This window comes from Domibacillus epiphyticus (genome assembly GCF_001975785.1).
Taxonomy (GTDB): Bacteria; Bacillota; Bacilli; order Bacillales; family Domibacillaceae; genus Domibacillus; species Domibacillus epiphyticus.
Window position 1 is genome coordinate 107,516 of the sequence record NZ_MSFI01000002.1, and the last position, 25,234, is coordinate 132,749.

The 25,234-nt window shown below is 40.1% G+C and carries 25 protein-coding genes and 5 tRNA genes; 2 read left to right on the plus strand and 28 right to left on the minus strand.

Annotation, left to right across the window (positions count from 1 at the left end):
- Nucleotides 1–5 precede the first annotated feature (5 nt).
- From BTO28_RS02135 to BTO28_RS02155, 5 genes are all read right to left on the minus strand, one after another.
- Nucleotides 6–998 carry a TAXI family TRAP transporter solute-binding subunit gene (locus tag BTO28_RS02135; RefSeq protein WP_076763618.1) on the minus strand — a complete coding sequence of 331 codons (993 nt, stop codon included), beginning with the start codon at nt 996–998 and terminating at the stop codon, nt 6–8.
- A 41-nt stretch (nt 999–1,039) separates the two neighbouring features.
- Nucleotides 1,040–2,434, minus strand: coding sequence for a hypothetical protein (locus BTO28_RS02140; protein ID WP_076763620.1), 1,395 nt, complete (start codon nt 2,432–2,434; stop codon nt 1,040–1,042).
- A 67-nt stretch (nt 2,435–2,501) separates the two neighbouring features.
- Entirely contained in the window at nt 2,502–2,993 is a 492-nt protein-coding gene (locus BTO28_RS02145; protein WP_076763622.1) for an aromatic-ring-hydroxylating dioxygenase subunit beta, read from the minus strand.
- 24 nt (nt 2,994–3,017) lie between these two features.
- A complete protein-coding gene (locus tag BTO28_RS02150) occupies nt 3,018–4,259 on the minus strand; it encodes an aromatic ring-hydroxylating dioxygenase subunit alpha (RefSeq protein ID WP_198936730.1) in 1,242 nt (413 codons plus the stop codon).
- A 17-nt stretch (nt 4,260–4,276) separates the two neighbouring features.
- Nucleotides 4,277–5,293 (minus strand): PdxA family dehydrogenase, encoded by a 1,017-nt coding sequence (locus tag BTO28_RS02155; RefSeq protein ID WP_158068775.1) that lies wholly within the window; start codon nt 5,291–5,293, stop codon nt 4,277–4,279.
- A gap of 163 nt (nt 5,294–5,456) precedes the next feature.
- On the opposite strand from BTO28_RS02155, the gene BTO28_RS02160 reads away from it, so the two are divergent.
- A complete protein-coding gene (locus BTO28_RS02160; protein ID WP_076763626.1) occupies nt 5,457–6,221 on the plus strand; it encodes an IclR family transcriptional regulator in 765 nt (254 codons plus the stop codon).
- A 75-nt stretch (nt 6,222–6,296) separates the two neighbouring features.
- Here BTO28_RS02160 and BTO28_RS02165 read toward each other — a convergent pair whose 3' ends face one another.
- The 13 genes from BTO28_RS02165 to BTO28_RS02230 all read right to left on the minus strand — a co-directional run bounded on the left by BTO28_RS02165 (nt 6,297) and on the right by BTO28_RS02230 (nt 18,453).
- Nucleotides 6,297–6,599, minus strand: coding sequence for a heme biosynthesis protein HemY (locus BTO28_RS02165; protein WP_076763628.1), 303 nt, complete (start codon nt 6,597–6,599; stop codon nt 6,297–6,299).
- A 178-nt stretch (nt 6,600–6,777) separates the two neighbouring features.
- Nucleotides 6,778–7,095, minus strand: coding sequence for a thioredoxin family protein (locus BTO28_RS02170; RefSeq protein WP_076763630.1), 318 nt, complete (start codon nt 7,093–7,095; stop codon nt 6,778–6,780).
- A 136-nt stretch (nt 7,096–7,231) separates the two neighbouring features.
- Nucleotides 7,232–8,074 carry a KPN_02809 family neutral zinc metallopeptidase gene (gene ypfJ / locus BTO28_RS02175; RefSeq protein ID WP_076763632.1) on the minus strand — a complete coding sequence of 281 codons (843 nt, stop codon included), beginning with the start codon at nt 8,072–8,074 and terminating at the stop codon, nt 7,232–7,234.
- Nucleotides 8,075–8,607: 533 nt separating this feature from the next.
- Complete coding sequence (locus BTO28_RS02180) at nt 8,608–8,901, minus strand: hypothetical protein (protein WP_076763633.1); 294 nt, start codon at nt 8,899–8,901, stop codon at nt 8,608–8,610.
- 131 nt (nt 8,902–9,032) lie between these two features.
- The gene (locus BTO28_RS02185; protein ID WP_076763635.1) at nt 9,033–9,347 is read right to left on the minus strand and encodes a hypothetical protein; all 315 of its coding nucleotides are present in this window, start codon (nt 9,345–9,347) and stop codon (nt 9,033–9,035) included.
- A gap of 747 nt (nt 9,348–10,094) precedes the next feature.
- A complete protein-coding gene (locus tag BTO28_RS02190; RefSeq protein ID WP_076763637.1) occupies nt 10,095–10,706 on the minus strand; it encodes a class I SAM-dependent methyltransferase in 612 nt (203 codons plus the stop codon).
- 545 nt (nt 10,707–11,251) lie between these two features.
- A complete protein-coding gene (locus tag BTO28_RS02195) occupies nt 11,252–12,442 on the minus strand; it encodes a hypothetical protein (RefSeq protein ID WP_076763638.1) in 1,191 nt (396 codons plus the stop codon).
- A gap of 1,085 nt (nt 12,443–13,527) precedes the next feature.
- Nucleotides 13,528–13,821: a hypothetical protein gene (locus BTO28_RS02200; RefSeq protein ID WP_076763640.1), complete on the minus strand. Its 294-nt coding sequence runs from the start codon at nt 13,819–13,821 to the stop codon at nt 13,528–13,530.
- Between the two features lie 270 nt (nt 13,822–14,091).
- On the minus strand, nt 14,092–14,313 hold the full coding sequence (locus tag BTO28_RS17830) for an N-acetylmuramoyl-L-alanine amidase (RefSeq protein ID WP_083711247.1): 222 nt from the start codon (nt 14,311–14,313) through the stop codon (nt 14,092–14,094).
- Nucleotides 14,310–14,822: an N-acetylmuramoyl-L-alanine amidase gene (locus BTO28_RS17625; protein WP_083711249.1), complete on the minus strand. Its 513-nt coding sequence runs from the start codon at nt 14,820–14,822 to the stop codon at nt 14,310–14,312. Before BTO28_RS17625 ends, BTO28_RS17830 begins: the two co-directional genes overlap by 4 nt.
- A gap of 428 nt (nt 14,823–15,250) precedes the next feature.
- Nucleotides 15,251–16,036 (minus strand): DUF6414 family protein, encoded by a 786-nt coding sequence (locus BTO28_RS02220; RefSeq protein ID WP_076763643.1) that lies wholly within the window; start codon nt 16,034–16,036, stop codon nt 15,251–15,253.
- Nucleotides 16,037–16,218: 182 nt separating this feature from the next.
- Complete coding sequence (gene glmS / locus BTO28_RS02225; RefSeq protein ID WP_076763645.1) at nt 16,219–18,021, minus strand: glutamine--fructose-6-phosphate transaminase (isomerizing); 1,803 nt, start codon at nt 18,019–18,021, stop codon at nt 16,219–16,221.
- A 129-nt stretch (nt 18,022–18,150) separates the two neighbouring features.
- A complete protein-coding gene (locus BTO28_RS02230; protein ID WP_076763647.1) occupies nt 18,151–18,453 on the minus strand; it encodes a hypothetical protein in 303 nt (100 codons plus the stop codon).
- Nucleotides 18,454–18,676: 223 nt separating this feature from the next.
- Between BTO28_RS02230 and BTO28_RS02235 the strand changes: the two genes are divergently transcribed.
- Nucleotides 18,677–19,693, plus strand: a complete 1,017-nt coding sequence (locus tag BTO28_RS02235) for a Bug family tripartite tricarboxylate transporter substrate binding protein (protein ID WP_076763649.1) — start codon at nt 18,677–18,679, stop codon at nt 19,691–19,693.
- 48 nt (nt 19,694–19,741) lie between these two features.
- On the opposite strand, the gene glmM is transcribed toward BTO28_RS02235, so the two are convergent.
- The 10 genes from glmM to BTO28_RS02285 all read right to left on the minus strand — a co-directional run bounded on the left by glmM (nt 19,742) and on the right by BTO28_RS02285 (nt 25,187).
- Nucleotides 19,742–21,088 carry a phosphoglucosamine mutase gene (glmM, locus tag BTO28_RS02240; RefSeq protein WP_076763650.1) on the minus strand — a complete coding sequence of 449 codons (1,347 nt, stop codon included), beginning with the start codon at nt 21,086–21,088 and terminating at the stop codon, nt 19,742–19,744.
- Nucleotides 21,089–21,126: 38 nt separating this feature from the next.
- Nucleotides 21,127–22,086 (minus strand): CdaR family protein, encoded by a 960-nt coding sequence (locus tag BTO28_RS02245; RefSeq protein ID WP_076763652.1) that lies wholly within the window; start codon nt 22,084–22,086, stop codon nt 21,127–21,129.
- Nucleotides 22,079–22,918 (minus strand): diadenylate cyclase CdaA, encoded by an 840-nt coding sequence (gene cdaA / locus BTO28_RS02250; RefSeq protein ID WP_076763654.1) that lies wholly within the window; start codon nt 22,916–22,918, stop codon nt 22,079–22,081. Before cdaA ends, BTO28_RS02245 begins: the two co-directional genes overlap by 8 nt.
- Before the next feature lie 113 nt (nt 22,919–23,031).
- The gene (locus BTO28_RS02255; protein ID WP_076763655.1) at nt 23,032–23,628 is read right to left on the minus strand and encodes an anti-sigma factor family protein; all 597 of its coding nucleotides are present in this window, start codon (nt 23,626–23,628) and stop codon (nt 23,032–23,034) included.
- Between the two features lie 19 nt (nt 23,629–23,647).
- Nucleotides 23,648–24,211, minus strand: a complete 564-nt coding sequence (gene sigW / locus BTO28_RS02260; protein ID WP_076763657.1) for an RNA polymerase sigma factor SigW — start codon at nt 24,209–24,211, stop codon at nt 23,648–23,650.
- A 474-nt stretch (nt 24,212–24,685) separates the two neighbouring features.
- Nucleotides 24,686–24,758, minus strand: a tRNA-Lys gene (locus BTO28_RS02265).
- Nucleotides 24,759–24,764: 6 nt separating this feature from the next.
- Nucleotides 24,765–24,839 (minus strand) — tRNA-Gln (locus BTO28_RS02270).
- A 73-nt stretch (nt 24,840–24,912) separates the two neighbouring features.
- A tRNA-Tyr gene (locus BTO28_RS02275) sits at nt 24,913–24,996 on the minus strand.
- Nucleotides 24,997–25,025: 29 nt separating this feature from the next.
- A tRNA-Thr gene (locus BTO28_RS02280) sits at nt 25,026–25,101 on the minus strand.
- Nucleotides 25,102–25,111: 10 nt separating this feature from the next.
- A tRNA-Val gene (locus BTO28_RS02285) sits at nt 25,112–25,187 on the minus strand.
- Nucleotides 25,188–25,234: the final 47 nt, after the last annotated feature.

Sequence of the window (25,234 nt, forward strand, 5' to 3'; positions counted from 1 at the left end):
ACGTCTTATTTCAACAATTGTTGTTCTTTATAGAACGTTTCCGCACCGGGATGAAAAGGAACACCTATATCTGCCGTTAAATCTTCTTGATTTACACTTTCAAGTGCCGGATCAATATTTTTGAATTCTTCCAGATTATCATGAAGCGTTTTTGTAAACTCATAAACAAGGTCCTCCGGCGTGTTTTTATTTGCAATAACCACTAATGGGGATTGAATGGTTTGTACTTCATGATCCACTCCTTTATATACACCTTTTGGAATGGTCGTTTTCACCAGACCTTTGTTTTGTTTCGTTAGTTCTTCAATTTTTTCATCTGGAAGAGAGAGCAATTCCATGTCTTTGCTTTGACTAAGATCCGTTAGTACAGAAAATGGAAGAGGAACCGTCCAGAACATTAAATCGATGCGCCCATCTTTCATTTGCTCTACGGCATCGGCAAATGACAAATTTTGGACACTTCCCATATCATCGTAGCTCATGTCGTACGATTCAAGAATACGCCGGGCGACTTCTTCTGTGAGAAGCCCTTTTTGGCCTACGTTAATCGTTTTTCCTTTAAGATCTTCAACCGATTTAATTCCGGAATCTTTTAACACAACAATTTGAGTGATATGAGGAAAAAGGGATGCCACATACTGTACATTTTCTGTTTTTTCTTTAAATGGGGGATTTCCGGCGACTCCATCAACCGTCGGCATGGCCTGTGAAAAGCCAATTTCGCCTTGACCGCCATTGATGGCAACGACATTCGCTACCCCTCCACCCGGTTCAATACTGACTTGTTCCAGGCTGGGATCGTTCTTCTTCATCTTTTCTGTAATACCTACAGCCAGAGGGTACCAAGATCCTGTTTGAGGAGCCGCATAAAATCGGAGTACATTTGATGATGAAGCATTGCTTCCATTTGAATTCGTTTGACTTCCCTGATCCCCGCATCCCGCCAATCCTACCATACACATGACACTTAACAAGACCAGCTGTTTGAACTTCATCATTCTTCAATACCCCCTTTAATATCCTTCGCCCTTCTAAAAAACTACAACAAAAAAACAGAAACTGTGACCACCAGTGAGAATGCTGCAGCATATAAAAGACTCCATCCAGCAATGCGCATGGGCCGCACATTTATAATGGAAGACATAAGCCCAAGGGTCCCGCTGAAGGGTCCCAAGTAAAATGTCAAAACGGCACCTCCTAAAAAAGCGACCGCCATTTGTTCTGACGTGATGCCAAGAACGTCTGGTTTTAATGATTGAGCCAATAAATTTACAACAACGATCGGATGCATCCCGATAAACGAGAATAACAGTGTTAAAAAGGGAAGCGAGATCAAAAATACATGAGCGCCCACCAGTTCATTAAAATGAACAAATAATTCATTAACGAGCCGGTCATTTCCAGAAAAGTGAAGAGCCTGTACAAAAAAACCAGCACTTAAAAAGATGGCAAACGATTCACTCATTTCCGTTATTTTATGGGTAAAGTGGTGTTTTACGCCCGGCCAAAAATCAGAAGTGTTTTTTATTATACGGCACCATAACCAGGCAAAAGGCACGGTTAACAGTGTAACGGTCACCACTAATCCCATCGAAAAAATCATATCAACGGCGACGATTAAACATAACAGTACAATGATCGCGATCATAATTTGGGACATCTTGCGATAGAAGAGCGGTGAGGAATTGCGCATCACCTGTTCTTCTTCACTGGATTCTTTTTGATGACTGCCTGATTTTCTAAATCGTTCTATCAGACTGAAAATCAGCCAATTAAACCCAAGGGTGACGACACTAATGCAAAAAAGAGCCGGAAAAATAGACAGCCACTCCACATTCGTCACATAAAGAACGACTCCTAAAATGCCAGATAGAGGTGTCCACATAATAGGCAGAGAATATCCTTGAATAATGCTGCTGGCAAGAAAACGTTCAGGCTTTTCAATCGGCCATGAATCCACTGTACTTTTTACACTTGCATGTGTGATCGGAACCGCCGCCATATTTAAAAAGCTGCCAAGAAAATAAGATAAACCCGTAATAATTCGATATAAATGAGAAGAGGAATGGATCCTTCCCTGAAATAATTGTTTGAAATCCTCCCTATACCCGCCTGCCTGAATGGGTATAGAAAGCAATGGAACAATTGCAAACAGAGCCAGCAAATAAAGCATGTCCCCATAAAGCTGCACATACTGTAAAACATCGATTCCTTTTCTCATGGCCATTATTGTGCCTAGGAGTAAAAAGAGAATTGACATTAACCGTGTAAAAAATGTGCAGGACAGAAGTGCAAGTGCAATCGCAGCGATGGAAAAGATCGACAGAATCAATCCCATTTCTTTAAACGGAACCAGCTGATAAAGTAAAAACAGTCCAATAGAAGAAGTGTAAACGATTGATTTTGTTTTAGATAAGAGACGTAGTGTTTCCATCGCTCCTAATCAGAAAGGGAAATCAACGATTTCCCTTTCACCCTTTCTTTCACTTTGAAGCTGGTCATTAGATAGGCGTAACCAGCAATGTTGGAATGACCAATGTATCGTAAACTACTTTTTTCTCTTTAAATTTAGGCTCGTCCTCTATAAAAATAATCTTGTCGATGTATTGCCCGACATTGTACACTTCCGAATAACCGTTTACTCTCGTTTGGAAGACAGCGTAATTAGAGTGGACCGTGTACGTGTCATTTTCATACCCGGCAATTCGGATGCTGCTGACGATGTGCCGGTATACATGCGCTTCAAAAATATTCGCTTGCCGATGAGCCGTTACACGGTCCTTCAGCATCCCTTTGCTGTCACAATAAATAATGGATGCCGGAAAGTCCCTCTCATGGTTTTCCCGTGAAATGATTTGGTATAGGCAGTCGCCGGTGAAAAATTCCGGCCACTCTTCCAAACGGTTATCATCAATGCACTGTACATAAGCATGAGTAAGTTCTTCGATCTTGAACTGAATCTCTCTAAGATCATTGATTTGCTTCAATTCCATTTCAAATTCCCCCCATCTTTCTGATCAATAACCCATTAGTTGGCGATACTCTTTCCAAAAACCCCGAATGGACGTTTCTGTAACACGGAAGGACTGGCTTTCTACCCCCGTTCCGCCCATTTCTACAAAGGACTCCACTTGCGGCGCTCCAACAATCCCTTTTTGCACTAGCTCTCCTATTCCACCATCCTCCAATGACACAAATCCTGCCGGACCAACTAAATTGGACTGTTTTAGCCGAATCTTCGTTATTTCTTCATCGTCCTCCTCAAAGCCCAAGTACGTCCAAATCAATTCGCAGGAATCAACGCCTTTCGGTACTAAGTGGCGTACCGCTAATGCATTGTGAATTTGCTGCACAACCATACCCGGAAATAATGATTGAATCGCTAGTGTGATTCCATCCGGGAATTCGTTGCGGCCTACCAGCAAAGAAGGATCCTCTAATGTGTATTTTGATGAATATGATCTTAAATCAGATTCCTTATATGCCTCTAGATCTTCATTCAAGCTGCCATACGTATAACTTACATGGTGGCGTCCTGTCTCATCTAAATCAATCCCGCCTTTTTGTGATAAGCGATTTACCCCAAAAGTAGAGAAGAATAAATGCAGCAAACTGGCATGATAGGAATCTTTCACATTTTCAAAATACAACTTCCAATTGTTATTCATTAACTGGCGTTGATAGCCGAGCACTTTCACAGGTTTATTGAAAATACGGTTCAAATAGCCGCACATTTTTTCTCCCAAGTATTCTTGCAACGGCTCCATTCCATGATCAAATGAGCCGAAAATAATCCCTGAGTACGTTTCCACTTTGATTTTCTGAAGGGAAAGCTTGCTCTGGTCGAACCCTTCCGGCATACCGCCTTGTCCATTTACCCCTTTTTTAAAAGGCACCCCTTTTAAATCACCCTGCGCATCGTACACCCAGGCGTGATACACACAGGTAAATGTTTTTGTGTTGCCGCACGGATCCATGCAGACAGTCGCACCGCGATGAGCGCACCGGTTTACGAAAGACCTGATTTCCCCTTTCGCATCCCGTGTAACAACAACGGGTGTATCGCCAATATAAGTTGTTTTATAATCCCCTGGGTTAGGGATCTCTACTTCTAACCCTAAGTAATTCCATGTCGAACCGCGAAAAATGTTTTTCATTTCACCTTCATAAATGTCCGGATCCATATACACTTGGTAAGGGATGCGGCTTTCTCCCTTTTCCGGCCACGTTAACACTTCTGCATTTTTCATTGTACTCATAGGTAAAACCCCTCTCTTCAGCTATTTATTAATGAGTTTTTCACGTTAATGGTACGGAGAAGCTCGATAGTTTGAATCATGCTTGTGGGCTCGGCCATATTTTTCCCGGCAATATCAGGTGCACTTCCATGTCCCACAGATGCAAACAGGACAGGCGTACCAACTGTTAAAGCGACAATATTTTTAAGCGCTTTCATTTTTATCGGAATATGAGCTTGATCATGGTACATCGCTACGTAAATATCAAATTTGCCAAATTCGGCAAACAGTGTATCACTCGGAAAAGGCCCGGCTGCATGAATGCCGTCTTTTTGAACACGTTTTATTGCCGGAATGATCTCGTTCTGTTCTTCCTCTCCGAATAATCCACCTTCTCCCGCATGTGGATTTAATCCAGCTACTGCGATGGCTGGAGAAGGCAATCCAATCTGTCTGCCAGCTGAATCAGCTGCACGAATTGCTTTTTCAATGAGTGGTTGATTGACTAGCTGTAATGCACGTTTTAGCGACACATGCAATGTTGTATTCACAACACGTAAATTCCCGGAAACTAACATGAGAAATGTCTCTTCCTCTTTTGTACCCGTCAGTTTGGCGACGAGTCCGGGGTAACCATCAAATGTTATTCCTGCCTTTTCCACGGAGGATTTTGTGTGTGGACCGCCAATGACTGCCTGCACTTCCCCATTCAAGGCTAGCGCAATGGCCTTTTTCGTGTATTCGATCATGGCTGAACCGGTCATGGCATTCCCATTTCCAAAAGAGAAATTGTCCATATTAATGATAGCCAGATCGATTACGTCAACCAAACCATGGGAAAACGCTGCATCGCTTACCTGTTCAATGATGTTTAGCCGCAGAGGCATTTGAAAGGTTGAAATATAATGCATCAGAACATTCGCATCGCCGATAAGCAACGGATGGCAATGATTGTAAGTAGCCGGGCTTAACAGCGATTTTAACGCAATTTCCGGTCCAATTCCTGAAACATCTCCAACTGTAATCGCAATAATCGGCTTACTGGATGACGCCAACCACATTCCTCCTTTTTAAAATAGGGAATAAAACATCATTGAAAAAATTCTGTTTTTTCAATATATTACGAATTGTACGTTAACTTAATAGAGAACGAAAAGATCGGTTTTCCGTATAGCGAAAAGAGAGAAAAATTTTTTTGTAAAAGAGGGGGTTAATTAGATGGCGGGACCAGAACTGCTTTCTTCCGTACAAAATGCGATCAGAGTGATGCGTCAATTTTCTTTAGATGAACCCGAGCTTGGGATTACAGAGTTAAACGAACGGCTGGGCATATCGAAAAGCTCTATTTACCGTGTCTTGCAAACATTGTGTGCTGAACATATCATTCAACAAAATCCTGAAACAAAAAAATACCACCTTGGATTGACCGCCTTTGAAATTGGCTGCGTCGTATATAATGATATTCAAGTTTGCCAGGTGGCTCTTCCGTTATTGCAAAAAATGCATTTGAAAGTGCCGGTTGTCATCCAGCTAGTCGTTTACGATAGGGGCACTGTAATTCACCTGCTTACACTTCCGGAAAAAAGAGAGACAAGAACCTTCAATCGAATGGGAAAACGGGTCCCCGCCAATGCTACAGCCGCTGGAAAGGTTTTGTTGGCCTATCAAAATGAAAAAGAAATCAGTCGATTATGTTCCATTGGCTTTAAATCATTCACTCCAAACACGTTAACAGAACCCGACGTGCTGCTGTCTGAACTAGAAACGATTAGAAAAAACGGATATGCCTTTTCAAAAGAAGAATTCAAAGTGGGCATGTGCGCAATGGCCGTTCCCGTGTTTGATGAAATGACCAGTCAAATCGCTGCGGCCATAAGCGTGACAGGACCGAAAAAAATTCTTTCCCCTTCACAAATTAACGTTTATTTAAGTGAAATGAAAAGGTACAGCCGGTTAATTTCAGAACAGCTGGATTTAGAATAAAGTCAGAAGTCCTATACAAAAACAAAAACAGCCTGATTTCCGTGACATAAAGAAATCAGGCTGAATCCTTAAAGCTTAATGGTGATGATGATTCCCTTTTGATGAATTGGTAATCACAAACTCCTCTTTAGGGACAAAGAAGTACTGAACAAAAATTCCGTCAAGAAACTCTTCTCTGCTGTCCAGAAGAATATCGACGCCTTTGTCCGTTTTGACAACGACATCATGTTCTTTCTGCGTATCCAATTTAATGCCATAATGTGCATGATTCCCGTGCAGCTCCGTCACCTCAACCCGAATCATTTTTCCTTCTGCTCCCTCGCTTTCGAGCATTTTCTTCAATGCATTTGCCGCTTTTTGATTTACTTTGCATTTCATCGTGTCGACACTCCCTTTTTTTCACCATTTCAACAAGATTTTCTTCCCTTATTCTATCCTTTTCCATCCAAACGACCAAGTTTCCCGCTTTATGTAACTGTGGGCACCATTCTGCAATGCATGAAAAATAAAATAAACACCGTCTTAAAAACAGACGGTGTTTGTGAACTATATAGGATTACGCAGAGAGACTATTTAAAAAAGCCTCGATTTCTTCTTGCGTCTTGCGGTCTTTGCTGACAAAGCGTCCCGCTTCTTCTCCATTGTGATACGCGACAAAGCTTGGAATGCCGAATACATCCAGTTCGCCGCACAAGTCGATAAATTCGTCACGATCCACATAGATAAATTCATATTCTGGGTAATCCGCTTCAATTCCCGGTAAAATCGGCTCAATCACCCGGCAGTCCGGGCACCAGTCCGCAGAAAACATGAAAACGACCCGCTCTTCCTTTTTTAGCTGTTCAAATTGTTCTTTCGATTGTAATTTTTCCATTTGTATCCCTCCATAAAACAGGCTGGATGTCTTTCATCCAATATTGCTTATCTTAATGAGAAATCCAAAAGAAATCAACATTTATGTTTGAATTAGCGCCTATTTGTCTTATTCATTGAATTCCGGCACATCTCTTTTACAGACCGCTTGCTTTAAAGGGGTCACTGCCCTTTAAACTGCCGGACTTAAAGCCTTTATAAAACCAGCTCTTCCGCTGCTCGGATGTCCCATGAGTGAAGCTTTCCGGCACCGCATATCCTTGCGCCTTCTTTTGGATTGTATCATCTCCGACGGCGCTTGCCGCTGTCAGCGCTTCCTCCAGATCCCCTTCCTCCAGCAAATTCATTCCTTGCGCATGATGCGCCCAGACACCCGCATAATAATCTGCCTGCAGTTCAAGTTTTACGGATTGCCTATTATACTCTTCCTGACTCACTTTATTACGAAGGGCCGCCACCCGCTGACTCGTTCCCAACAGCGTTTGCACATGGTGCCCCACTTCATGGGCAATCACGTACGCCATCGCAAAATCGCCAGGTGCCTGAAATTGATGTTGAAGCTCCTGATAAAAGCTTAGATCAATGTATAGCTTCTGATCCCCCGGACAATAAAACGGTCCCACTGAGGAGCCGGCTGCCCCGCAGGCAGACTGAACACTGCCAGAGTACAGCACAAGCGCCGGTTTCTCATATTCCAGCCCTTCTTTAAGAAAAATCTCTGTCCATACTTCCTCCGTATCGGCCAAAACGACAGACACAAATTCCGACAGTTCCCGTTCCTGGTCCGTTTCTTCATAAGGAGTGCCGCTGTCCGTGCCGGAAATACCTCCAAGCAGTTCTTCCGGATTGCCGCCTAACAGCGTAAAAAGCAGAACGAAAATCAAGCCGACTCCGCCAATTCCACCGCCTATCAATCCTTTGCTGCCCATCCCTCTCCGGTCTTCAACGTTTGAACTCCTTCTTCTCCCCTGCCATCGCATGTCCTTTCCTCCTCGGTCATAATCGTACTAGTGGTATACCCGAAGTGACGGGGATTTAGACGGGGATTGTCAAAATACGAAGTTTCTCCATAAAAACAAAGAGAAAGAAGCAAAAAAGGAGCCGCTTTTCTCGCCCCTTTTTTAAGTCCATATATACGATTTATACTTTCCGGCAGATGATATTCGTTTACAAGTCTTTAAACTTATTCCATAACAGCAATAAATCTGATCTACATCCTGACTCAAAATTGATACAATTGCTTTTCCCATTACTCCATTGTTCACAGTTACCACCAACTAATGCAGCCATCTCTTTATCATAATAATAAGAAAATTTAAATGCACCTATTTAGCATATCACCATAATGATGAACCTTAACAAAAACAATGTACATTTAGTTTAGAGGAGAGAAAATCTTGCATCATAATCGTTTTTTTTTTAAACGACATTAATTTGTCTATTAAAAAAGATCCCTAAGGAAACATTTCCAAAGGGATCGTTTTTATCAAACTGTTGATGCTGCCATTAAAAATCAATGAGTAATAAAAATATCTCCGTTCTCACTTATGTTAATCGATTGAAAGCTATCTGTGAATTCTGTTCCTTGAACGATTTCAAATCGTGCGAGTTTTTCTTGACCACGTTTATAAGCTTCTCTATCCACTACCAATACGTAGACATAAACGGTTTCTCCATCTATTTCTTTAGAGCTTTTCAATATAAAATCATCGCCGTACTGTGTTTTGAAGTATTCACTCGCTTCTTGGTGATTGTTAAACATAGGAAGATTACTTTCTTCCTCTTCCGTTATTTTATGATGTGCCATACTTAAACCCTCCTCTTAATCAAACATTATCATTATACGTTATACACAAAGAAAGTGGGAAAAATACGCCTTCTCTTTTACAATTATTTTGGGATTATCCTTCGTAGAACAATTAACAAAAGGAGAGACTTTTAAATCTCCCCTAGTCTTTCTGCTACGTTATAATTGTCTAACATTAATTTCAAACTATTTGCTTTTATAAATTCAGCAACCGAATTATTGATCACTTGCTTGACTTGTTCTTTGTTCTTACAGTTAGACCAATATTCATTAAATGGGGTTGAACCTTTTATTTCACCATTAACCCCCTTTACTTCAAGGCGCTGTATAAAGACGAAATCTCCTGATTTATCACTTTCAAAATCATCCGCATAGTAACGGCCTAGAAATATGTAACGATTTTGTTCTTGTTCGGCTTTACTGCCAATCACTTCTGCTCTTCCCATCATGTTTCCTCCTTTTTTCATTTTACTTCAACGTAAACGCATGTGAAAAAGTGTATCCATGTCCCAACGATATGCCGTATCCATATAGAATTTAAGCACTCGCTGGTAAATGATAAGAATAAGTAAAATCTTTATCAAATTACTGGATCAACAGCCGTTCAGCTATATATGTTTAATAATAACGCTTTTTCTCCATTATTTTACGTATCCTATTATACCAACAATCAGCCGTGGAAGGTTCATTCGTGCTTGAATACCTTTTGTTAAACTCCCCTGGTTCGATTGTGCAATTAAAAAAACCGAAATCCCTTCTTTAGCAAGATAGGTATTTCGGATCGTCTATTTATAGCAAACTTTCAGAAATCATGCGAGACATGGAAGCTTTACAAAATTATTGAAAGGCAGGCTCTGTTAAAGGTTAATGTTGATTTTTTAATGAGGCTGTATTCCCTTTGCTTTTTCATTCTTGCTTTTGTAAAGGTACACCGTAAGATTTAGCTTGAATATAGTATGCTTGTTCATATGGCGAGTTCAAAAACCCTACACGATACGTATTTAGGTCTACAAGGTCGTTCAAGAATTCAGGAACACTACAACTCCAAATTAAATGAAAAAAAATTAAATGTTAAGCCTTAGAAGCCTGAGCGAGTTTTATGGTTCACTTTTTCAACTAATGCCCCGTTAGCTCAACAACAAACTCCTTACGGTTCTCCGTGTTTTTGGAACTGCAAGTTTTAAGTCCATTCTTTACCGATGCCCCTTTTTTGAATCCAGAATAAACATAGATGCATCTTGTCCCATGAATAGTTTATTTCCAGTATAAAAAGTTTTGAATTGAATGTCCCTATACCCGATTTTAGTCATCATATTGGTTAACTCTTCTGGATTAAATCCGTTATGAACAATATCTGAAACTACTTTTTCATTTATATTAAAATCAACTATTAATAGATGTCCTCCTTCATTAAGAACATCAAATAGTCTTGATAAAACGAGTTCAACATCAGGAATATGGAGTAGAACCTGAGCCATAAAAATATAGTCGGCATGTAAATCCGAAGGTCTTTCCTTTTCAATATCAAAGCATAGTGTATCTGCATTCTGAATATTAAAATCAGTTATTTTTTGCTTTATTTGATTAATCATATTTTGTGACGTATCCAGAAAAAGTATAGAATGAAACTCGTTTAACAAATTCATTCCGACAAGACCAGTTCCACACCCAAAATCAATCGCATTCTTACTTTTAGCGTCAACTAAATAATTACGGAAGGCATCTGAGGATACCTTTGCAATTTCGACTCTTTCAGGAGTGTCATAATTATTAGCTATCATTTCAAACTTATCAGTATTTCCCATAATGATCTCTCCAATCAGGCTTAATAAACACTAAAAAAATGTTAATTTTTAGCATGCCATTCTGTATATAACAATACAACTAACCTGCTTCATTAGTTCAATAAGACACATTATAAAAATTTCCTCGTAATTGCACTCAAATCGAAAAACGCTCCAGACTCTAAAGATCCGGGCATTTAAAATGCAAAATAATCGCATGATATGCTCCCCTTTAAGTAGACAGTTGTAAGAAAGCAACGCTACTATCTACTTGGAGGGGAGCATTGATATAGTGATCGTTATTCTCTGCCTAGCTATCGCTATGCGTGTAGAGAATCCACTTCGAAAAGTACGATTATATACTTCAAGCAATTTAGACGGAGGCAACTGGTTTCAAAGCCTGACCGTAACTAAAAAAGCGAATGGAACCCTCTATCTGACTAACCATACAAATGACACTTTAGATAAAAATGTTAATTATGTCAATACTTATCAATAATTTAAAAATTCTTGAAAATGACAAATGGATCCACCATTGTTGAAAGGAAAACTTTTTAAATAAGTGATTATCTTTTTACTACAAAATCCAGCAAGTGATCATATTCGATCGAAATTTTGTGAACTAAATCAAATGTTTTACTATCAATGACCAGCAGATTTCCTTTTTCCTCTCCGTCTGATTCAACCATATAAATCTCGCCCTGTTCGGTGTCTTGATATAAAATGCGATAATTCATATCCGGTTGGATGTACGATTTGTTCATGGGAGAAAAGGCAGGTTCTCCTTTAAATGTTAACAGACCGAGAGTGGGTCCATTCTGTTCACTATATACAAAATGAAGAGCTCTATCCTGATCTATAAGAAGATTTCCTCCAGAATCTGTAAAATACGAATCCTGTGCAGGTACGCTTTTGAAGGTATCGTATTCTTTAAATGTTAGATCTTGATTAAGAACAAACATTTTTCCTTCATTACTGATAATATAGGCATGATTCTCCGTCCCATACACTGTGTAAAATTGAGATGATTTTTGGCCGAAATCCATATAAATAGTTTGACCTGTTTTGCGATCGATTAAGCCAATAGCACCCTTTGCTACTCCCTGATTGTCTTCCTCTCCGATTCCAGCATAAATGATTTTATTTCCCAATTCTAAAAGCGGGCTCCAAAGAGGTATAAGTTCATATTCCGTTTCGTAGCTTTTTTGCTCGGTGTCGTTTGTAATAGACATTTGAAAGTTGCCTGTTTCCTCATTTAGATTTTGGTCTCCGGTTTTATGAGAAACGAGATTTTGCAGGAGCACATCAGGTCCGTAGTGCATAATATGGTCGACCCCTGTGTCATATTTAAAGTAAGCAAGGTCCACTTTTTTAAACGTACGCTTTTGTGTGTCATACGTATAGTAACAGTTCTCAATCACCGCTTCTCCAAAAAAAGAAATATAAAGCTCGTTAGGGTTAGCTGGCTTTTGATGAACCTTCATTCTTCTAAAGGCATCATCATGAACCTCATATTCTTTTATGATTTCGCCCGTTTCGGATACTTCTTTAACCAGCACAAATTCCTGTGAGGCTCTGACATCAGAAGGATAAAATAAAAGGTAGTGATCTTCAGGAATCTCGTTCATAAAAGCAAGATTCTCAACCCCGTTTACAACAACTCGTTTCTTCTGCTCAGAAGATTTGGCCGCCAAGTAGGCAGAAACCGAACCGAGTATACAGACGATAAGTACTGCTAAAATGACGGTTTTTTTCATGTACACTCCTGTTTAATTAAAGCAAAACATCTAGCTTTAAAATATTTTTGTTTTCTCATAAGAAAAGATAAATTAAATAACTCCTGGTCTAGCAGTACCCCAATCTTTAAGAAGGCGGGTATTTGCATCTAATTGAATATCACGTGGAATTACGAATAAAAAGCCTGACACTGCAGGTTCCCTTGCACCCCTTAAATCGCAGCCAGCATGATACCATTGTCGCATCGTTCGTTTAGAACCATACCATTCACTACTTGTAAAGATGCTTGTGGATGTAGACTACGGTTCAAATTGATCAGCCTTTTTACAATTTGTTGAATTAACGTCCTGTCCTGTTAGACTGACCACTTTATACTGCTTTATTCCGCTAGCTCCATCCCATAAGTCTGTTTTATGTTGCATTATTGTTTTAGCAGATCAACATGTCACTACACAATTCACACTAAAGTTAGAACTATATTGTTACATAAATGAAATTTTTTTCAAGTGCATTAATCAATAATTTAAAATATGGTAGAAAGGAGATGAATAGTGAAGAAATTATATTTTATTTTTTATATTACTGAAATCGTTTGTTTCACTATCTGGTTGCAGACAAAGGATTTGTTTCTTCAAAAACGGTAAAATCCTTTCCGATTCCTGCTGAAGCTAAAGTAATAAAAAATAAAGCTGAAAACACCAACATTAGTGCTTATTAAAAATACGAGTCCTCTGAAGCTGGTGAAATGTTCTAGTTCTTTTAGACATAAAAAACACCCCTTTAAATTAATATAATCTAAGGGGTGTTTCGGTGCGACTTTATTTTAAATTTACACACTTGTAGCTTTGAAATAAAGTTTGATTAAAATGATGCTAATAACCTTGATAGATGAACAAAAAGAAAAAGCGTGTTTTGAAAAAAAGATTGATCAAAACACGCTCTTAATATTTTCAGTTGAAATATTCTTTTATAAAAAAGTTTGATCATTTCAGTGGGCTTTCCTCTATTAATACGCCCTTTAACGGATGATCGATGATATTACAAAAGGTCACTAAATTTCAAAAGAGAACTTCAAATAAAGCCTCCAAAGTGCAAGTATATTTATTTACTTCCCCAGTGTATGTGACTCATTTAATAAAACTTTTTTGATTTTTTTTTCAACTAAACGATTATAGTTTTTTTTATTCATTTTATCTACATTACATTTTCCAATTACATAGCGAACTTCTATATTTTTATTGATAAGTTCTTTATACGTATCATTGTTGAGATAATTATCGAACCATTCATACCTTTTTAAATAATTTATATTTTTTTCAATCTCTTCTTCGTCTACTTCCTTTAAGAACCAAAAGAAAATCTCACCAACTAGACCTAACAGTTCAAAGAATGTTACCAAGGATATCCCGCCTTAATTATGAACTTTTTTACTAACTACGTAATTACATCAAAAATGGTTTCACCTACTAACTTACCCGATACAAAAAGGATACTATCTTATTATTCAAGAATCTGGCCCTTTAGTGGAGTAACATACTGGAGTTTTACAACAACGACAAGAACACAAAAAGAAAAATCCTGTGTAAATTAATACAGGATTTTAATCAAACTTTATTACAAAAGATCAATCTTTTTTATAAATTATCAAACTTTGTTTTAACGCCACACTTCAAATAGTATTGCTCACAGCTTTTACTATACCTTGAACAATAGACTGACAAAATTCTTGAAAAAAAGCTGTTTTATTTAATTTTTTCATATCATTTTTGTTGTCAATAAATAGACATTCAAGCAATACAGCTTTTGATGATGTTTTTCTTAGAATGTATAAATCTTTTCTTACTTTAATTCCACGATTAATTATGCCATGTTTAGATAGAGTTTTAACTATTTCTGTATGAAGAACCCGATCTTGGCTAGTCGAACTAAAGTCTCATATCCACTTGCCATTTTATTAAAAGCATTTAAATGAATAGAAACAACTAAATCTGCATTAGACTTATTTGCAAGTGTACAACGTGCTTTTAAGTCTTTGGCTTTGTCTTGGTCTAAGCCCTGTTCTGTTTTTCTAGTAATTTTAGGGATTACTTGCTCAAATAAAATCTCTAAAATATTATTTTTATTTGATAAAATACCTTCACGTTCTAAAGCTTTTTTGTCTACTTCAATTGTATTTAAAAACCATTCATTATCAACACAACTCAATAAAGAAGGTCTGAATATATAGATTTTATTTTTAGTATCTAATCTAAAACAAAGATCTGAATAGCTATGAACAAAGGAAATATAATGAGCCATATATTTTGGAACTTCAAGTTCAGTAACAATCCCATAATCGATATCTTGTCGCTCCCAATATACCCTTTCAATTTCAAATTTCTCTAAAACACGCTTATTCATTAACCCGTCCTTGTATTTCACAGTTCGCGCTATGTGCAATTCGATCTAACTGTAACTAAAAAATCTGTTGTCATCACAATTGGTTCTCCCGTTCTAGGATCAGCCGGATTTTTAAGACCCAGTTCATCAGCAATAACAATTGTCTCCTCAACTGGCAGCAAAGGATATTGTTCTATAATATCAACCACCAAATCTGAATATCCTAATAAACAAAAGTAATTTTGTTTCAAATTGGAAAGAAACTCGTACTGCCTAGCAATTTTAACTCCATTTAATCGTGTTGATCGCCTTAACGAAGATACATCCTGAATAATCAGCCATGGCTTATACTCAACGCCTATTCCTAGACCACGACCGTTCTTAAGCTCATTATCAGCTTATAATGAGCGAGTGCGTTTAGACACTTAGTATCTTCTCCTTTTGATTGGTTAACGGTAAATTGCGATTGGTAATACTACAGCAGCAGGGCCTTCAACACTTTCATTAAATTCTGCAGGCAATTGTGCTGATTTGTTTTTTCGACGTTGCTCTCTATTTGAATATTTTTTCTCAATCTCTTCCAAATCAAAGAGTTTCATTTCTTCACCCTGGGGCAATAAACGTTCTACCTTGCAAAGCATTTTGAAGTCATTTCCTACAATTTCAATTTGATCTTTCATTAAATGTTTTTCATTTAAATAAGCCACGAAATTATAAAAGGAATCACGTGTTTTAATTCGAATCGAAATTCCATTTTTCTCTTGAACCTCTTTCACTTTGTCTAACATAGAAGTAACTGTTTCGACCTCCTCATCACTAATTACACCCAAGCCACTACCAACACTTCCTATATATTTAGCGTCTTTTACTAAATCGTATATTTGTGTAAAGCGAAGACTTCCCCTTACCTCTAATATCTCTTCCTCTTGAACGATCATTTCCCAAAGTTCTTCATCAAATGTATCTCTTTGGTCTAAATCATTAGCAATTAAATAGTCAATGACTCGCTTAAATTTTATCTCTGGCGTTATTTTTCCTCTTCTAGTAAATTCTTTGCCCGATCTAGAGTCTTTCGTTGCTTCAGCAAATCCCATTGCTTTTGCTTTACCTTGCGCAGTACTCTCTTCTCTTTCCAGTTTAGATACTTCTTCTTCAATAAACCCCTCAATATAACCTAAAAGGTTATCGACATAATCTGCATCCAAATAATAAAAATCTCTAAATCCTAACTTCATCATACCAGCTCCTTTTTCTGAAAATTAAAAAAACAGCTTCTTACAGATATCATATCTGAAGAAGCTGTTTTTAATCAAACTTTATTATAAATGATCAATCTTTATTTTAAATAATCGAACTTTGTTTTAAATGATCAATTTTTTTTACAAAATTACAACAGTAAAGTCAGGCGGTGTTCAACTTATTCTACCGTTACTGATTTCGCAAGGTTACGCGGTTTATCTACATCGCAGTCGCGGTGTAGGGCTGCGTAGTAAGCGATGAGCTGCAATGGAACGACAGCGACAAGTGGTGCGAGCAGTTCGTGTACGGCTGGCAATACGAAGCGGTCTCCTTCTTGCTCAAGGCCTTTCATGGAGATGACGCATGTATTAGCACCACGGGCAGCCACTTCTTTCACGTTGCCGCGGATGTTCAAGTTAACGGATTCCTGTGTCGCAAGCGCGATCACCGGTGTACCGTCTTCAATCAGCGCGATTGTACCGTGTTTCAGTTCTCCACCGGCAAAACCTTCCGCTTGAATGTAAGAGATTTCTTTCAGCTTTAACGCGCCTTCCAGGCCGACATAATAATCGACTGAACGGCCGATAAAGAAGCAGTTGCGTGTTGTTGACAGGTAATCGCGCGCGATTTGTTCGAATTCTTCTTTTCCGTCACAAAGGACTTCCATTGTGTTCGCCACAATGCCAAGCTCATGTACGAGGTCAAAGCCTGTGTCAATACCGGCTGATTTTGCTGCCGCATCTGCCAGAATAGACAATACAGCAATTTGCGCTGTATATGCTTTCGTAGATGCAACGGCAATTTCAGGGCCTGCATGGAGAAGCAATGTGAAATCAGCTTCACGTGACAGTGTTGATCCCGGTACGTTTGTGATCGTTAACGCTTTGTAGCCAAGTTCTTTAATTTTTACTAACACGGCACGGCTGTCCGCTGTTTCGCCGCTTTGTGAAATAAAGATAAAGAGCGGTTTTTTCGAGAGAAGCGGCATGTTGTAAACGAATTCGCTCGCGACATGGACTTCCACTGGAATATTCGCCATTTGCTCCAAATACTGCTTGCCAACAAGACCTGCATGGTAGCTCGTGCCGCATGCGACGATGTATAGGCGGTCTGCTTCGTTTACTGCGTTCACGATGTCCGCATCCACTTGCAATTCGCCTTGATCATTTTGATAGGCCTGCGCAATTTTACGGATAACAAACGGCTGCTCGTCAACTTCTTTTAACATATAATGCGGGTATGTGCCCTTTTCAATATCGCCGGCATCAAGTTCCGCCGTGTAAGGAGCACGTTCTACTGTGACACCTTCCGGATTTTTAATTGTCACACCATTCTTTGTTACAAGTACCATTTCTTTATCCATCAATTCAACAAATTGATCGGTTATTTGAAGCATCGCCATCGCATCTGATGCGACAACGTTAAAGTCTTCGCCAAGACCGACAAGAAGCGGGCTTTTGTTTTTCGCGACGTAAATCGTGCTTTCATCTTCGTTATCAAGAAGCGCAAGTGCATATGACCCTTTTAGCAAAGTCAATGTTTTGCGGAATGCCTCTTCTGTTGTCAATCCATCTTTCGAGAATAAACCGACTAACTGCACGATCACTTCTGTATCTGTATCACTTTGAAGTGGTATATCAAGCAAGTACTCGCGTTTCAATTGCTCATCATTTTCAATCACACCGTTATGAACGATTGTATAACGGTTTGTTACATTTTGATGTGGATGCGCGTTGTAACGGCTTGGTACGCCGTGTGTCGCCCAGCGAGTATGACCGATTCCTGCGTTTGATTTTACGTCTTCATCAACAATCGCACGCAAATCAGCGATACGTCCTTTTTCTTTGAAAATGTGCACACCCTCTTCGTTGCGCACAGCAATACCTGCAGAGTCATAACCGCGGTATTCGAGCTTCTCAAGCCCTTTCAATAAAATTTCTTTCGTATCTTCGCTGCCGATATATCCAACTATTCCGCACATATTCTTTTTCCTCCTGATTTAGAGGGTGCGGCAAACAAAGCGCATCTCAAGCTCTTTGCCTGCTCGCGCCCTTGCTTTTTTTATTTGGTACAAATTCACTCCCTTTGTCCATCGGGTTGCCCCGCTGTTTTAAGGATGAACATGACAGTTGTGTACCGCAACCGGGAGGCATCCGCCGAATCGTCGATAAACCTCCTCCTCGTCAACTAAGCGTGTTGTCGTTCCGCTCAGTTCAGGCGCTTTTAGTAAAACATATAAAACCGCTGCTCCGCTCCTTTCTTTTTTATACTGAAAAACACGATAATCATACCTTTTTCCAAGCCTGCCGTCAACCAAAAACTTACTTCCTCCGCTGTAAAAAATCGGAACGAAAATCCAGCCGCGTAAATAAATCACTCCGTAAAATGCAAGTAATTCATTTACGGCTCGCACAGGATAGCCCCTACATCTCGTGCATAATACTAGGAGATGCAAGTCGGTTGAAAAACGGAACGGCTTTTAGAAAAATAGCAGTGTCATATGACCTTCTCTGTCTATAGATATAGTCACAACCAATGCCTTGTCTTCTACTTGTCAATTTTATGAATAAGATGATGATAAAGTGCACTGTCCCATTTAGGTTCAAAGAATTCGTTAGTTAAAGGGGGATTTCTACATGTTTAAACAATGGTCGATTTTTGCGGCGGCTGGAGTGCTGACACTTGGACTGTCAGCCTGTTCTTCGTCTACGGGTGAAAAACCTTCTGATCGTTCATATCCTGAGCGCGCTGTAACCGTTGTTGCTCCATCAGGGGCAGGGGGCGGCTGGGATTTAACTGCGCGGTCCATTTCAAGAATTATGGGCGATACAGGATTAGTGGAACAGCCGCTGACAGTCGAAAATAAACCAGGCGGGGGCGGGGCAGTGTTTATGGCTGAATACGCAACGCAGGAAGCGGACAACGACTACATGCTAATGGTCAAATCACCGCCCATTTTGATCAACAACCATAAAGAAGAAGGTAACAGCCCGTACGGCTATAAAGATACAAAACCGCTTGCACAGCTGACACGTGATTACGGCGCGATCGTAGTGAGAGCGGATTCCGAATATGATTCATTAAAAAGCCTCCTTGATGCGGTGAAAGAAGATCCATCTAACATTACATTTGCCGGTGGATCAGCACCAGGCTCAATGGATCATTTAATCGGGATCCTGCCGGTATATGAATATGGCATTAATCCTAAATCAGTAAAATATGTCTCATATGACGGAGGCGGTGAAGCGATCGCTTCCCTGCTTGGAGGAAACGCAGACGTCATTGCAACAGATGCATCTACCGTTTCTGAATATGTAAAATCCGGGGATGTTCGTGTACTAGCTGTCAGTTCTTCTGAGAAATTGGAAGGGGCATTACGTGACGTGCCGACGTTTAAAGATGAGGGTCTTGATACAGAATTTACGATCTGGCGCGGCATTTTCGGACCGAAAAATATGTCTGATGACGCATTTGACTATTGGAATCAAAAACTGGGTGAACTGTCGGAAACAGAAGAATGGAAAGCAGAGCTTGAGAAAAACGGCTGGGCCTCTGAATATCGTAATGCAGAAGATTTTACAACCTATCTGGAGGAACAGGAAAAAGTCATTATTGAATTGTTAACCGCGCTTGATATGCTGAAAAGAAATTGAAAAAAGGACCGGCAGGCCATTATGACGGCTTGCCGGTCACCCCTCCTATTATTTAAGACCCATTTCTTCTTCTACGATTTTGGCAATTCGTTCTGTATAGGAACGGCACTGCTCTTCTGTCGCTGCTTCAACCATGACGCGCACAAGTGGTTCTGTGCCAGATGGACGGACTAGAACACGTCCATTGCCGCCCATTTCTGCTTCCACCTTCTCAATTTCCGCTTTTACTTTCTCGTTTGCGGTCACGTGATGTTTATCCGTTACACGAACGTTTACGAGCGTCTGCGGAAATTTTTTCATTTCAGCCGCTAGTTCTGATAACGGTTTTTTTGTCGCTTTCATAATATTCACTAGCTGAAGGCCGCTTAACAAGCCATCGCCTGTCGTATTGTAATCAAGGAATATAATATGGCCGGACTGCTCTCCGCCAAGGTTATAATTGTATTTTTTCATTGCTTCGACAACATAACGGTCTCCGACAGCCGTCTGTTCACTCTTTATTCCGTGTTCTTCAAGGCCTTTATAAAAGCCAAGGTTGCTCATCACGGTTGATACAATCGTATCATTCGTCAATTTCCCCCGCTCTTTTAAATAACGGGCGCAAATGAACATAATTTGATCACCGTCGACGATATTTCCTTTTTCATCTACAGCAATTAAACGGTCACCGTCACCGTCAAAAGCAAGACCTAAATCCGCTTCTTTTTCTTTAACGAATTGTGCAAGCTGTTCCGGATGAGTAGAACCAACACCATCATTAATATTTAAACCGTTAGGCGAAGCGCCCATTGTCGAGATGTCTGCTTCCAAATCCGCAAATAAATGCGCAGCAAGTGAGGATGTAGCACCGTGTGCACAGTCGAGTGCCACATGAATACCCTCGAAGTCTTCCTCAACCGTCTGCTTCAAATATTGAATGTACTTTTGTCCGCCTTCAAAATAATCGTTTAACGAACCGAGATCGCCGCCAAAAGGGCGAGGGAGCGTATCTTCTTCCTGATCAAGAAGCGCTTCAATTTCAGCTTCCTGCTCATCGGACAGCTTAAAGCCGTCCGATCCGAAAAATTTAATTCCGTTATCCTGGACAGGGTTGTGAGAAGCTGAAATCATAACACCGGCTTGCGCATCCATCGCTTTTGTCAAATACGCTACACCCGGTGTCGAAATAACACCAAGACGCATTACTTCTGCTCCGATCGACAAGAGACCTGCGACGAGTGCGCCTTCAAGCATTGGTCCGGAAATACGTGTGTCACGCCCAATTAATACTTTCGGACGCTCCGCATTTTTCGTCAATACATACCCACCAAAACGTCCCAGCTTAAATGCAAGTTCCGGTGTCAGTTCGGTATTTGCTACACCTCTAACGCCATCTGTACCAAAATACTTACCCATCTATTATTTTCTCTCCTTTAATATAAGCTGATCAATCGCTACTCGGCTGTTGTTTTTTCAACCGTTACTTTGACTTTTATCTCTTTAGGGGAAGAAAAATTATATTCATCCCCGAGATTGACCGGCACGGTTAATGTTGTATCTTTTGTTACTTTGCTTACGTCTACAGGCAATGTGAACTCTTTAAGTTCTTCCAATGCTGATTCTTTCCCGTAAACCGTAATTTCATCTACATTCGGTTCCAGTGATGAAATTTTAATTCCCGAAGGTGGAACACCTTTGGAAACTGCATTGAGTTCCACTTTTTTGCTCGGATTTTTCACTGAAATCGATACTTGAACCGTTTCCGGCTCCACCTTCACATCGAGCTTATTCAAATCACCATCAAGCACTTGCACATTTGCCGTCGCAGTCGTTTCTTCATTAATCTCCTGTCCACTTGTCAATGCTGCTTTCACGAAGGCAATTTTTTCTATATCTGATTCTGCGCCAGTCACCCGCACTTCCTGTGGTGCCACTGTCACATTATCTACTTGATAACCTTCAGCGAGTACAGAATCATTAAATTCTGGTGTTACTGAGTGAACAGCTGTCACTTTTTCTTCTATCGAAACCGTAACATACGCCGGCCGAATAGATACATTCAACTTGTCTGAAAAATTTTCATGTTCGATCGCCACGCGGTGGGTGCCAATCTCCAAGTCGGTCAGATCCACGTACAGCTTAAACTCACGAAGCCGCTTTGCTGACTCGATAATACTTTTTGGTCCTGACAATTCGACTTGGACCTGATCGGGCAGACCGGAAACGTATAAATTTTCTGTATCGTAATAAGCCTGAACGGGTATATTCGTCAATTCATCCGATGTACCCTGTCCGGAATTATCCACGCGCTGGGCTAACTCCAATTCATCAAAGTTGACCATTACATACAGTAAAAATGCAAGTAAAAAGGCAATCACACGGACAAACCATTTACTCTCGCTGAATTTATCCATTGCTTCTCCGCCCCTTCCACGTCCAGCGGTTAGAAGTCTCGCTTTTTTCAATATTTTTTAATAGTTCATGTTCTAAAATTTCTCGAAAGTTTTCCTCTGACAAATCACGATATAGATCTCCATTTCTCGAAACAGAAATGGCCCCGGTTTCTTCAGAGACGATAACGGTCAGGCTATCCGTCACCTCACTAATGCCAAGGGCAGCCCGATGGCGTGTCCCAAGCTCTTTTGAAATGAACGGATTTTCTGAAAGCGGTAAATAACAGGCAGCCGCAGCAATTTGATCCTTTTGAATAATGACCGCTCCATCATGCAGCGGCGTATTCGGAATGAAGATATTGATCAGCAGTTCCGATGTAATAACGGAACGCATTGGGATGCCCGTCTCAATATAATCATTCATGCCGGTTTCTTTTTCAATTGAAATAAGGGCCCCGATCCGCCGCTTCCCCATATAGCGGACTGATTTAAGCACCGCTTCAATAATTTTCCGCTGTTCTTCATCTTCTTGTATGGCGCTTCTAGAAAATATCCTGCCGCGTCCAAGCTGCTCAAGTGCACGACGAACTTCGGGCTGAAAGATGATAATAACAGCGAGAAAACCCCACGTCAACGCTTGCTGCATAATCCAGCTGAGCGTATCCAGCCCAAGTAAGCCCGCAATTGCCCGAACGATGACAATGACAAAGATGCCTTTTAAAAGCTGAACTGCTTTTGTCCCGCGAATCACCATTAACAATTTATAAACAACATACCATACGAGCAATATATCAATCGTATTCGATAAATAATCAATAAATGTAAAGTCTTCAAAATAAGTAATGAACGGCATACTTCATCCTCCAGGTTGGAATTACAGAGCCGTGAAGAAATCACTTTCTTCCTTAACCTGTCCATTATAACATACAATTGAAAAAGAAGCAGACGATTACCGTCCGCTCCCATTTAATTAAACAGCGATTTTATTTCAAACCAAAGCCGGCTAAATAAACGGTCAATTTCCTCAATTTCCCCCGTTACTTTTCCTGCTGAGGCCATATATCGTTCCCCGTTAATGACGGTTACATCGCCATCAACAGCTCCCTCAATTCTTACGTTTCCATTTTTCACAACAATATCCTCTTCAATAACGACACCTTCCGGAACAATAACCGTTTCACTTTCCACTTTCAGTTCCGAATTCTTCGTAAATGCAAAATGATCGTCGCCTTGCTCCAGCAATGAAAACAAACCGCCCCCCATCAAAAGAAAAAATAGGGCTGCTGCTGTAAAAAACGGGTGATTTCGAAACCAGCGTTCGATGCCAACCTTCTTTCCTTCCCTTGGCAGCAAAGCCATCACTTTAGCTGTAAAACCCACCGGTGCTTCTATATGAGAGGCGCTTTGAACAAGTGCAATCGTTTTTTTCAATTCAAGATAATGCCGCTTGCAGTCATCACATGTTTCAATGTGAAATATCAATTCTTTTTTTGATTCATTGTCAATTTCCCCATCCAGATAATCATGCATATAATGAACAATCTGTTTTGGACAAGATGTCATCGTTCATCACACCCTTTCATTACAAATGCCGCAAGTGCTTTCTCAATGCTTCCCTGCCCCTGTGTACACGGGTTTTCACCGTTCCGAGTGGAAGATCCAGTATATCCGCAATTTCTTGAAGCGGCAGCTCCTCTATATATTTCAATACAATAATCGATCGATACTTTTCTGGCAATAGCAATATCGCCTGATGAATCGTTTCCTGCACCTCTAAACTTTCCACTTCCTCTTCTGGAAGCGGATGGCTGGATGGAACGTGAGAGTACATATTTAGTCCATCTGTTCCTGCGACCTCGGCGTCAAGATGATAATCCGGCTTCTTTTTACGTATTTTATCAATGCATAAATTGGTGGCAATACGATAAAGCCATGTCGAAAACTTTTTTTCCAAATTGTATGTGTGTATGTTTAAAAACGCCTTTAAGAACGTTTCTTGGGCCGCATCCTCCGCTTCATGCCGGTCCCAGAGCATGCGAAAACATATTTGGTATACTTTGTCTTTGTATAGCTCGACGATTTCACCAAACGCATTTTGATCACCTTTTAACACTTGTTTAATTCGTCTCTGTACTAGTAAATCCATTTTTTCTCCCTCCGCACTGCGGTATATGTCTATACGAAAGCAGTGCACAAAAGTTTCAAAAAACGTTTAAAAAAACAATAGGATTATGTATGAAAGTTTTATGGAGATGGGGTATGCTAATGTCTTTTACTCACCTTTTATACTGGCTGCCTCTTGAGAATCCAAATTTGAGTGAAGAATAGTAAGAAGTATAAATTTTAAACAAATAAAAATTTAAAAAGAAAGCAGCTTCCTTACCGGATATTACTTCCAGTTTATATTCAGTATAACAGTTTTGGATGCCTATAAAGATTACGGTTACTTTAACACTTTATTTTTCATCTAAAATTCAATTTACCTGGACAAATTCTATAGAACTTTTAAGGGGAAAAATCGTTTTTTAAATAAATTTTATTGACCAATGCAGCAGTGTCTTACAAAATAAAAAAGCTGAATTCAAAACCTTTTTCGGTTTAAAATTCAGCTTTTTTGTAGTGAGCCATGAAGGACTCGAACCTTCGACCCTCTGATTAAAAGTCAGATGCTCTACCAACTGAGCTAATGGCTCAATAAATGGCTGGGCTAGTTGGATTCGAACCAACGCATGACGGAGTCAAAGTCCGTTGCCTTACCGCTTGGCTATAGCCCAATGATTTTTATGTATTTAATATGCCCTGAAAAATGAGAAAAAGAACAAAAAGTTGATGTTCCTTTAAGGTAAATGGTGGAGGGGGGCAGATTCGAACTGCCGAACCCGAAGGAGCGGATTTACAGTCCGCCGCGTTTAGCCACTTCGCTACCCCTCCGCTGTATATAATAGATCAAATAAAAAAGATGGTGCCGGCAAGAGGACTTGAACCCCCAACCTACTGATTACAAGTCAGTTGCTCTACCAGTTGAGCTACACCGGCACTTAATAAATGGTGGAGGATGACGGGATCGAACCGCCGACCCTCTGCTTGTAAGGCAGATGCTCTCCCAGCTGAGCTAATCCTCCAAATTGGTGACCCCTACGGGATTCGAACCCGTGTTACCGCCGTGAAA

Excerpts from the sequence above, each read along its gene's own strand:
- BTO28_RS02135 (WP_076763618.1), bottom strand. The coding sequence starts at position 998 with ATGATGAAGTTCAAACAGCTGGTCTTGTTAAGTGTCATGTGTATGGTA.
- BTO28_RS02140 (WP_076763620.1), bottom strand. The coding sequence starts at position 2,434 with ATGGAAACACTACGTCTCTTATCTAAAACAAAATCAATCGTTTACACT.
- BTO28_RS02145 (WP_076763622.1), bottom strand. The coding sequence starts at position 2,993 with ATGGAATTGAAGCAAATCAATGATCTTAGAGAGATTCAGTTCAAGATC.
- BTO28_RS02150 (WP_198936730.1), bottom strand. The coding sequence starts at position 4,259 with ATGAGTACAATGAAAAATGCAGAAGTGTTAACGTGGCCGGAAAAGGGA.
- BTO28_RS02160 (WP_076763626.1), top strand. The coding sequence starts at position 5,457 with ATGGCGGGACCAGAACTGCTTTCTTCCGTACAAAATGCGATCAGAGTG.
- BTO28_RS02165 (WP_076763628.1), bottom strand. The coding sequence starts at position 6,599 with ATGAAATGCAAAGTAAATCAAAAAGCGGCAAATGCATTGAAGAAAATG.
- BTO28_RS02170 (WP_076763630.1), bottom strand. The coding sequence starts at position 7,095 with ATGGAAAAATTACAATCGAAAGAACAATTTGAACAGCTAAAAAAGGAA.
- ypfJ (WP_076763632.1), bottom strand. The coding sequence starts at position 8,074 with ATGCGATGGCAGGGGAGAAGAAGGAGTTCAAACGTTGAAGACCGGAGA.
- BTO28_RS02180 (WP_076763633.1), bottom strand. The coding sequence starts at position 8,901 with ATGGCACATCATAAAATAACGGAAGAGGAAGAAAGTAATCTTCCTATG.
- BTO28_RS02185 (WP_076763635.1), bottom strand. The coding sequence starts at position 9,347 with ATGGGAAGAGCAGAAGTGATTGGCAGTAAAGCCGAACAAGAACAAAAT.
- BTO28_RS02190 (WP_076763637.1), bottom strand. The coding sequence starts at position 10,706 with ATGGGAAATACTGATAAGTTTGAAATGATAGCTAATAATTATGACACT.
- BTO28_RS02195 (WP_076763638.1), bottom strand. The coding sequence starts at position 12,442 with ATGAAAAAAACCGTCATTTTAGCAGTACTTATCGTCTGTATACTCGGT.
- BTO28_RS17625 (WP_083711249.1), bottom strand. The coding sequence starts at position 14,822 with ATGAATAAGCGTGTTTTAGAGAAATTTGAAATTGAAAGGGTATATTGG.
- BTO28_RS02220 (WP_076763643.1), bottom strand. The coding sequence starts at position 16,036 with ATGAAGTTAGGATTTAGAGATTTTTATTATTTGGATGCAGATTATGTC.
- glmS (WP_076763645.1), bottom strand. The coding sequence starts at position 18,021 with ATGTGCGGAATAGTTGGATATATCGGCAGCGAAGATACGAAAGAAATT.
- BTO28_RS02235 (WP_076763649.1), top strand. The coding sequence starts at position 18,677 with ATGTTTAAACAATGGTCGATTTTTGCGGCGGCTGGAGTGCTGACACTT.
- glmM (WP_076763650.1), bottom strand. The coding sequence starts at position 21,088 with ATGGGTAAGTATTTTGGTACAGATGGCGTTAGAGGTGTAGCAAATACC.
- BTO28_RS02245 (WP_076763652.1), bottom strand. The coding sequence starts at position 22,086 with ATGGATAAATTCAGCGAGAGTAAATGGTTTGTCCGTGTGATTGCCTTT.
- cdaA (WP_076763654.1), bottom strand. The coding sequence starts at position 22,918 with ATGCCGTTCATTACTTATTTTGAAGACTTTACATTTATTGATTATTTA.
- BTO28_RS02255 (WP_076763655.1), bottom strand. The coding sequence starts at position 23,628 with ATGACATCTTGTCCAAAACAGATTGTTCATTATATGCATGATTATCTG.
- sigW (WP_076763657.1), bottom strand. The coding sequence starts at position 24,211 with ATGGATTTACTAGTACAGAGACGAATTAAACAAGTGTTAAAAGGTGAT.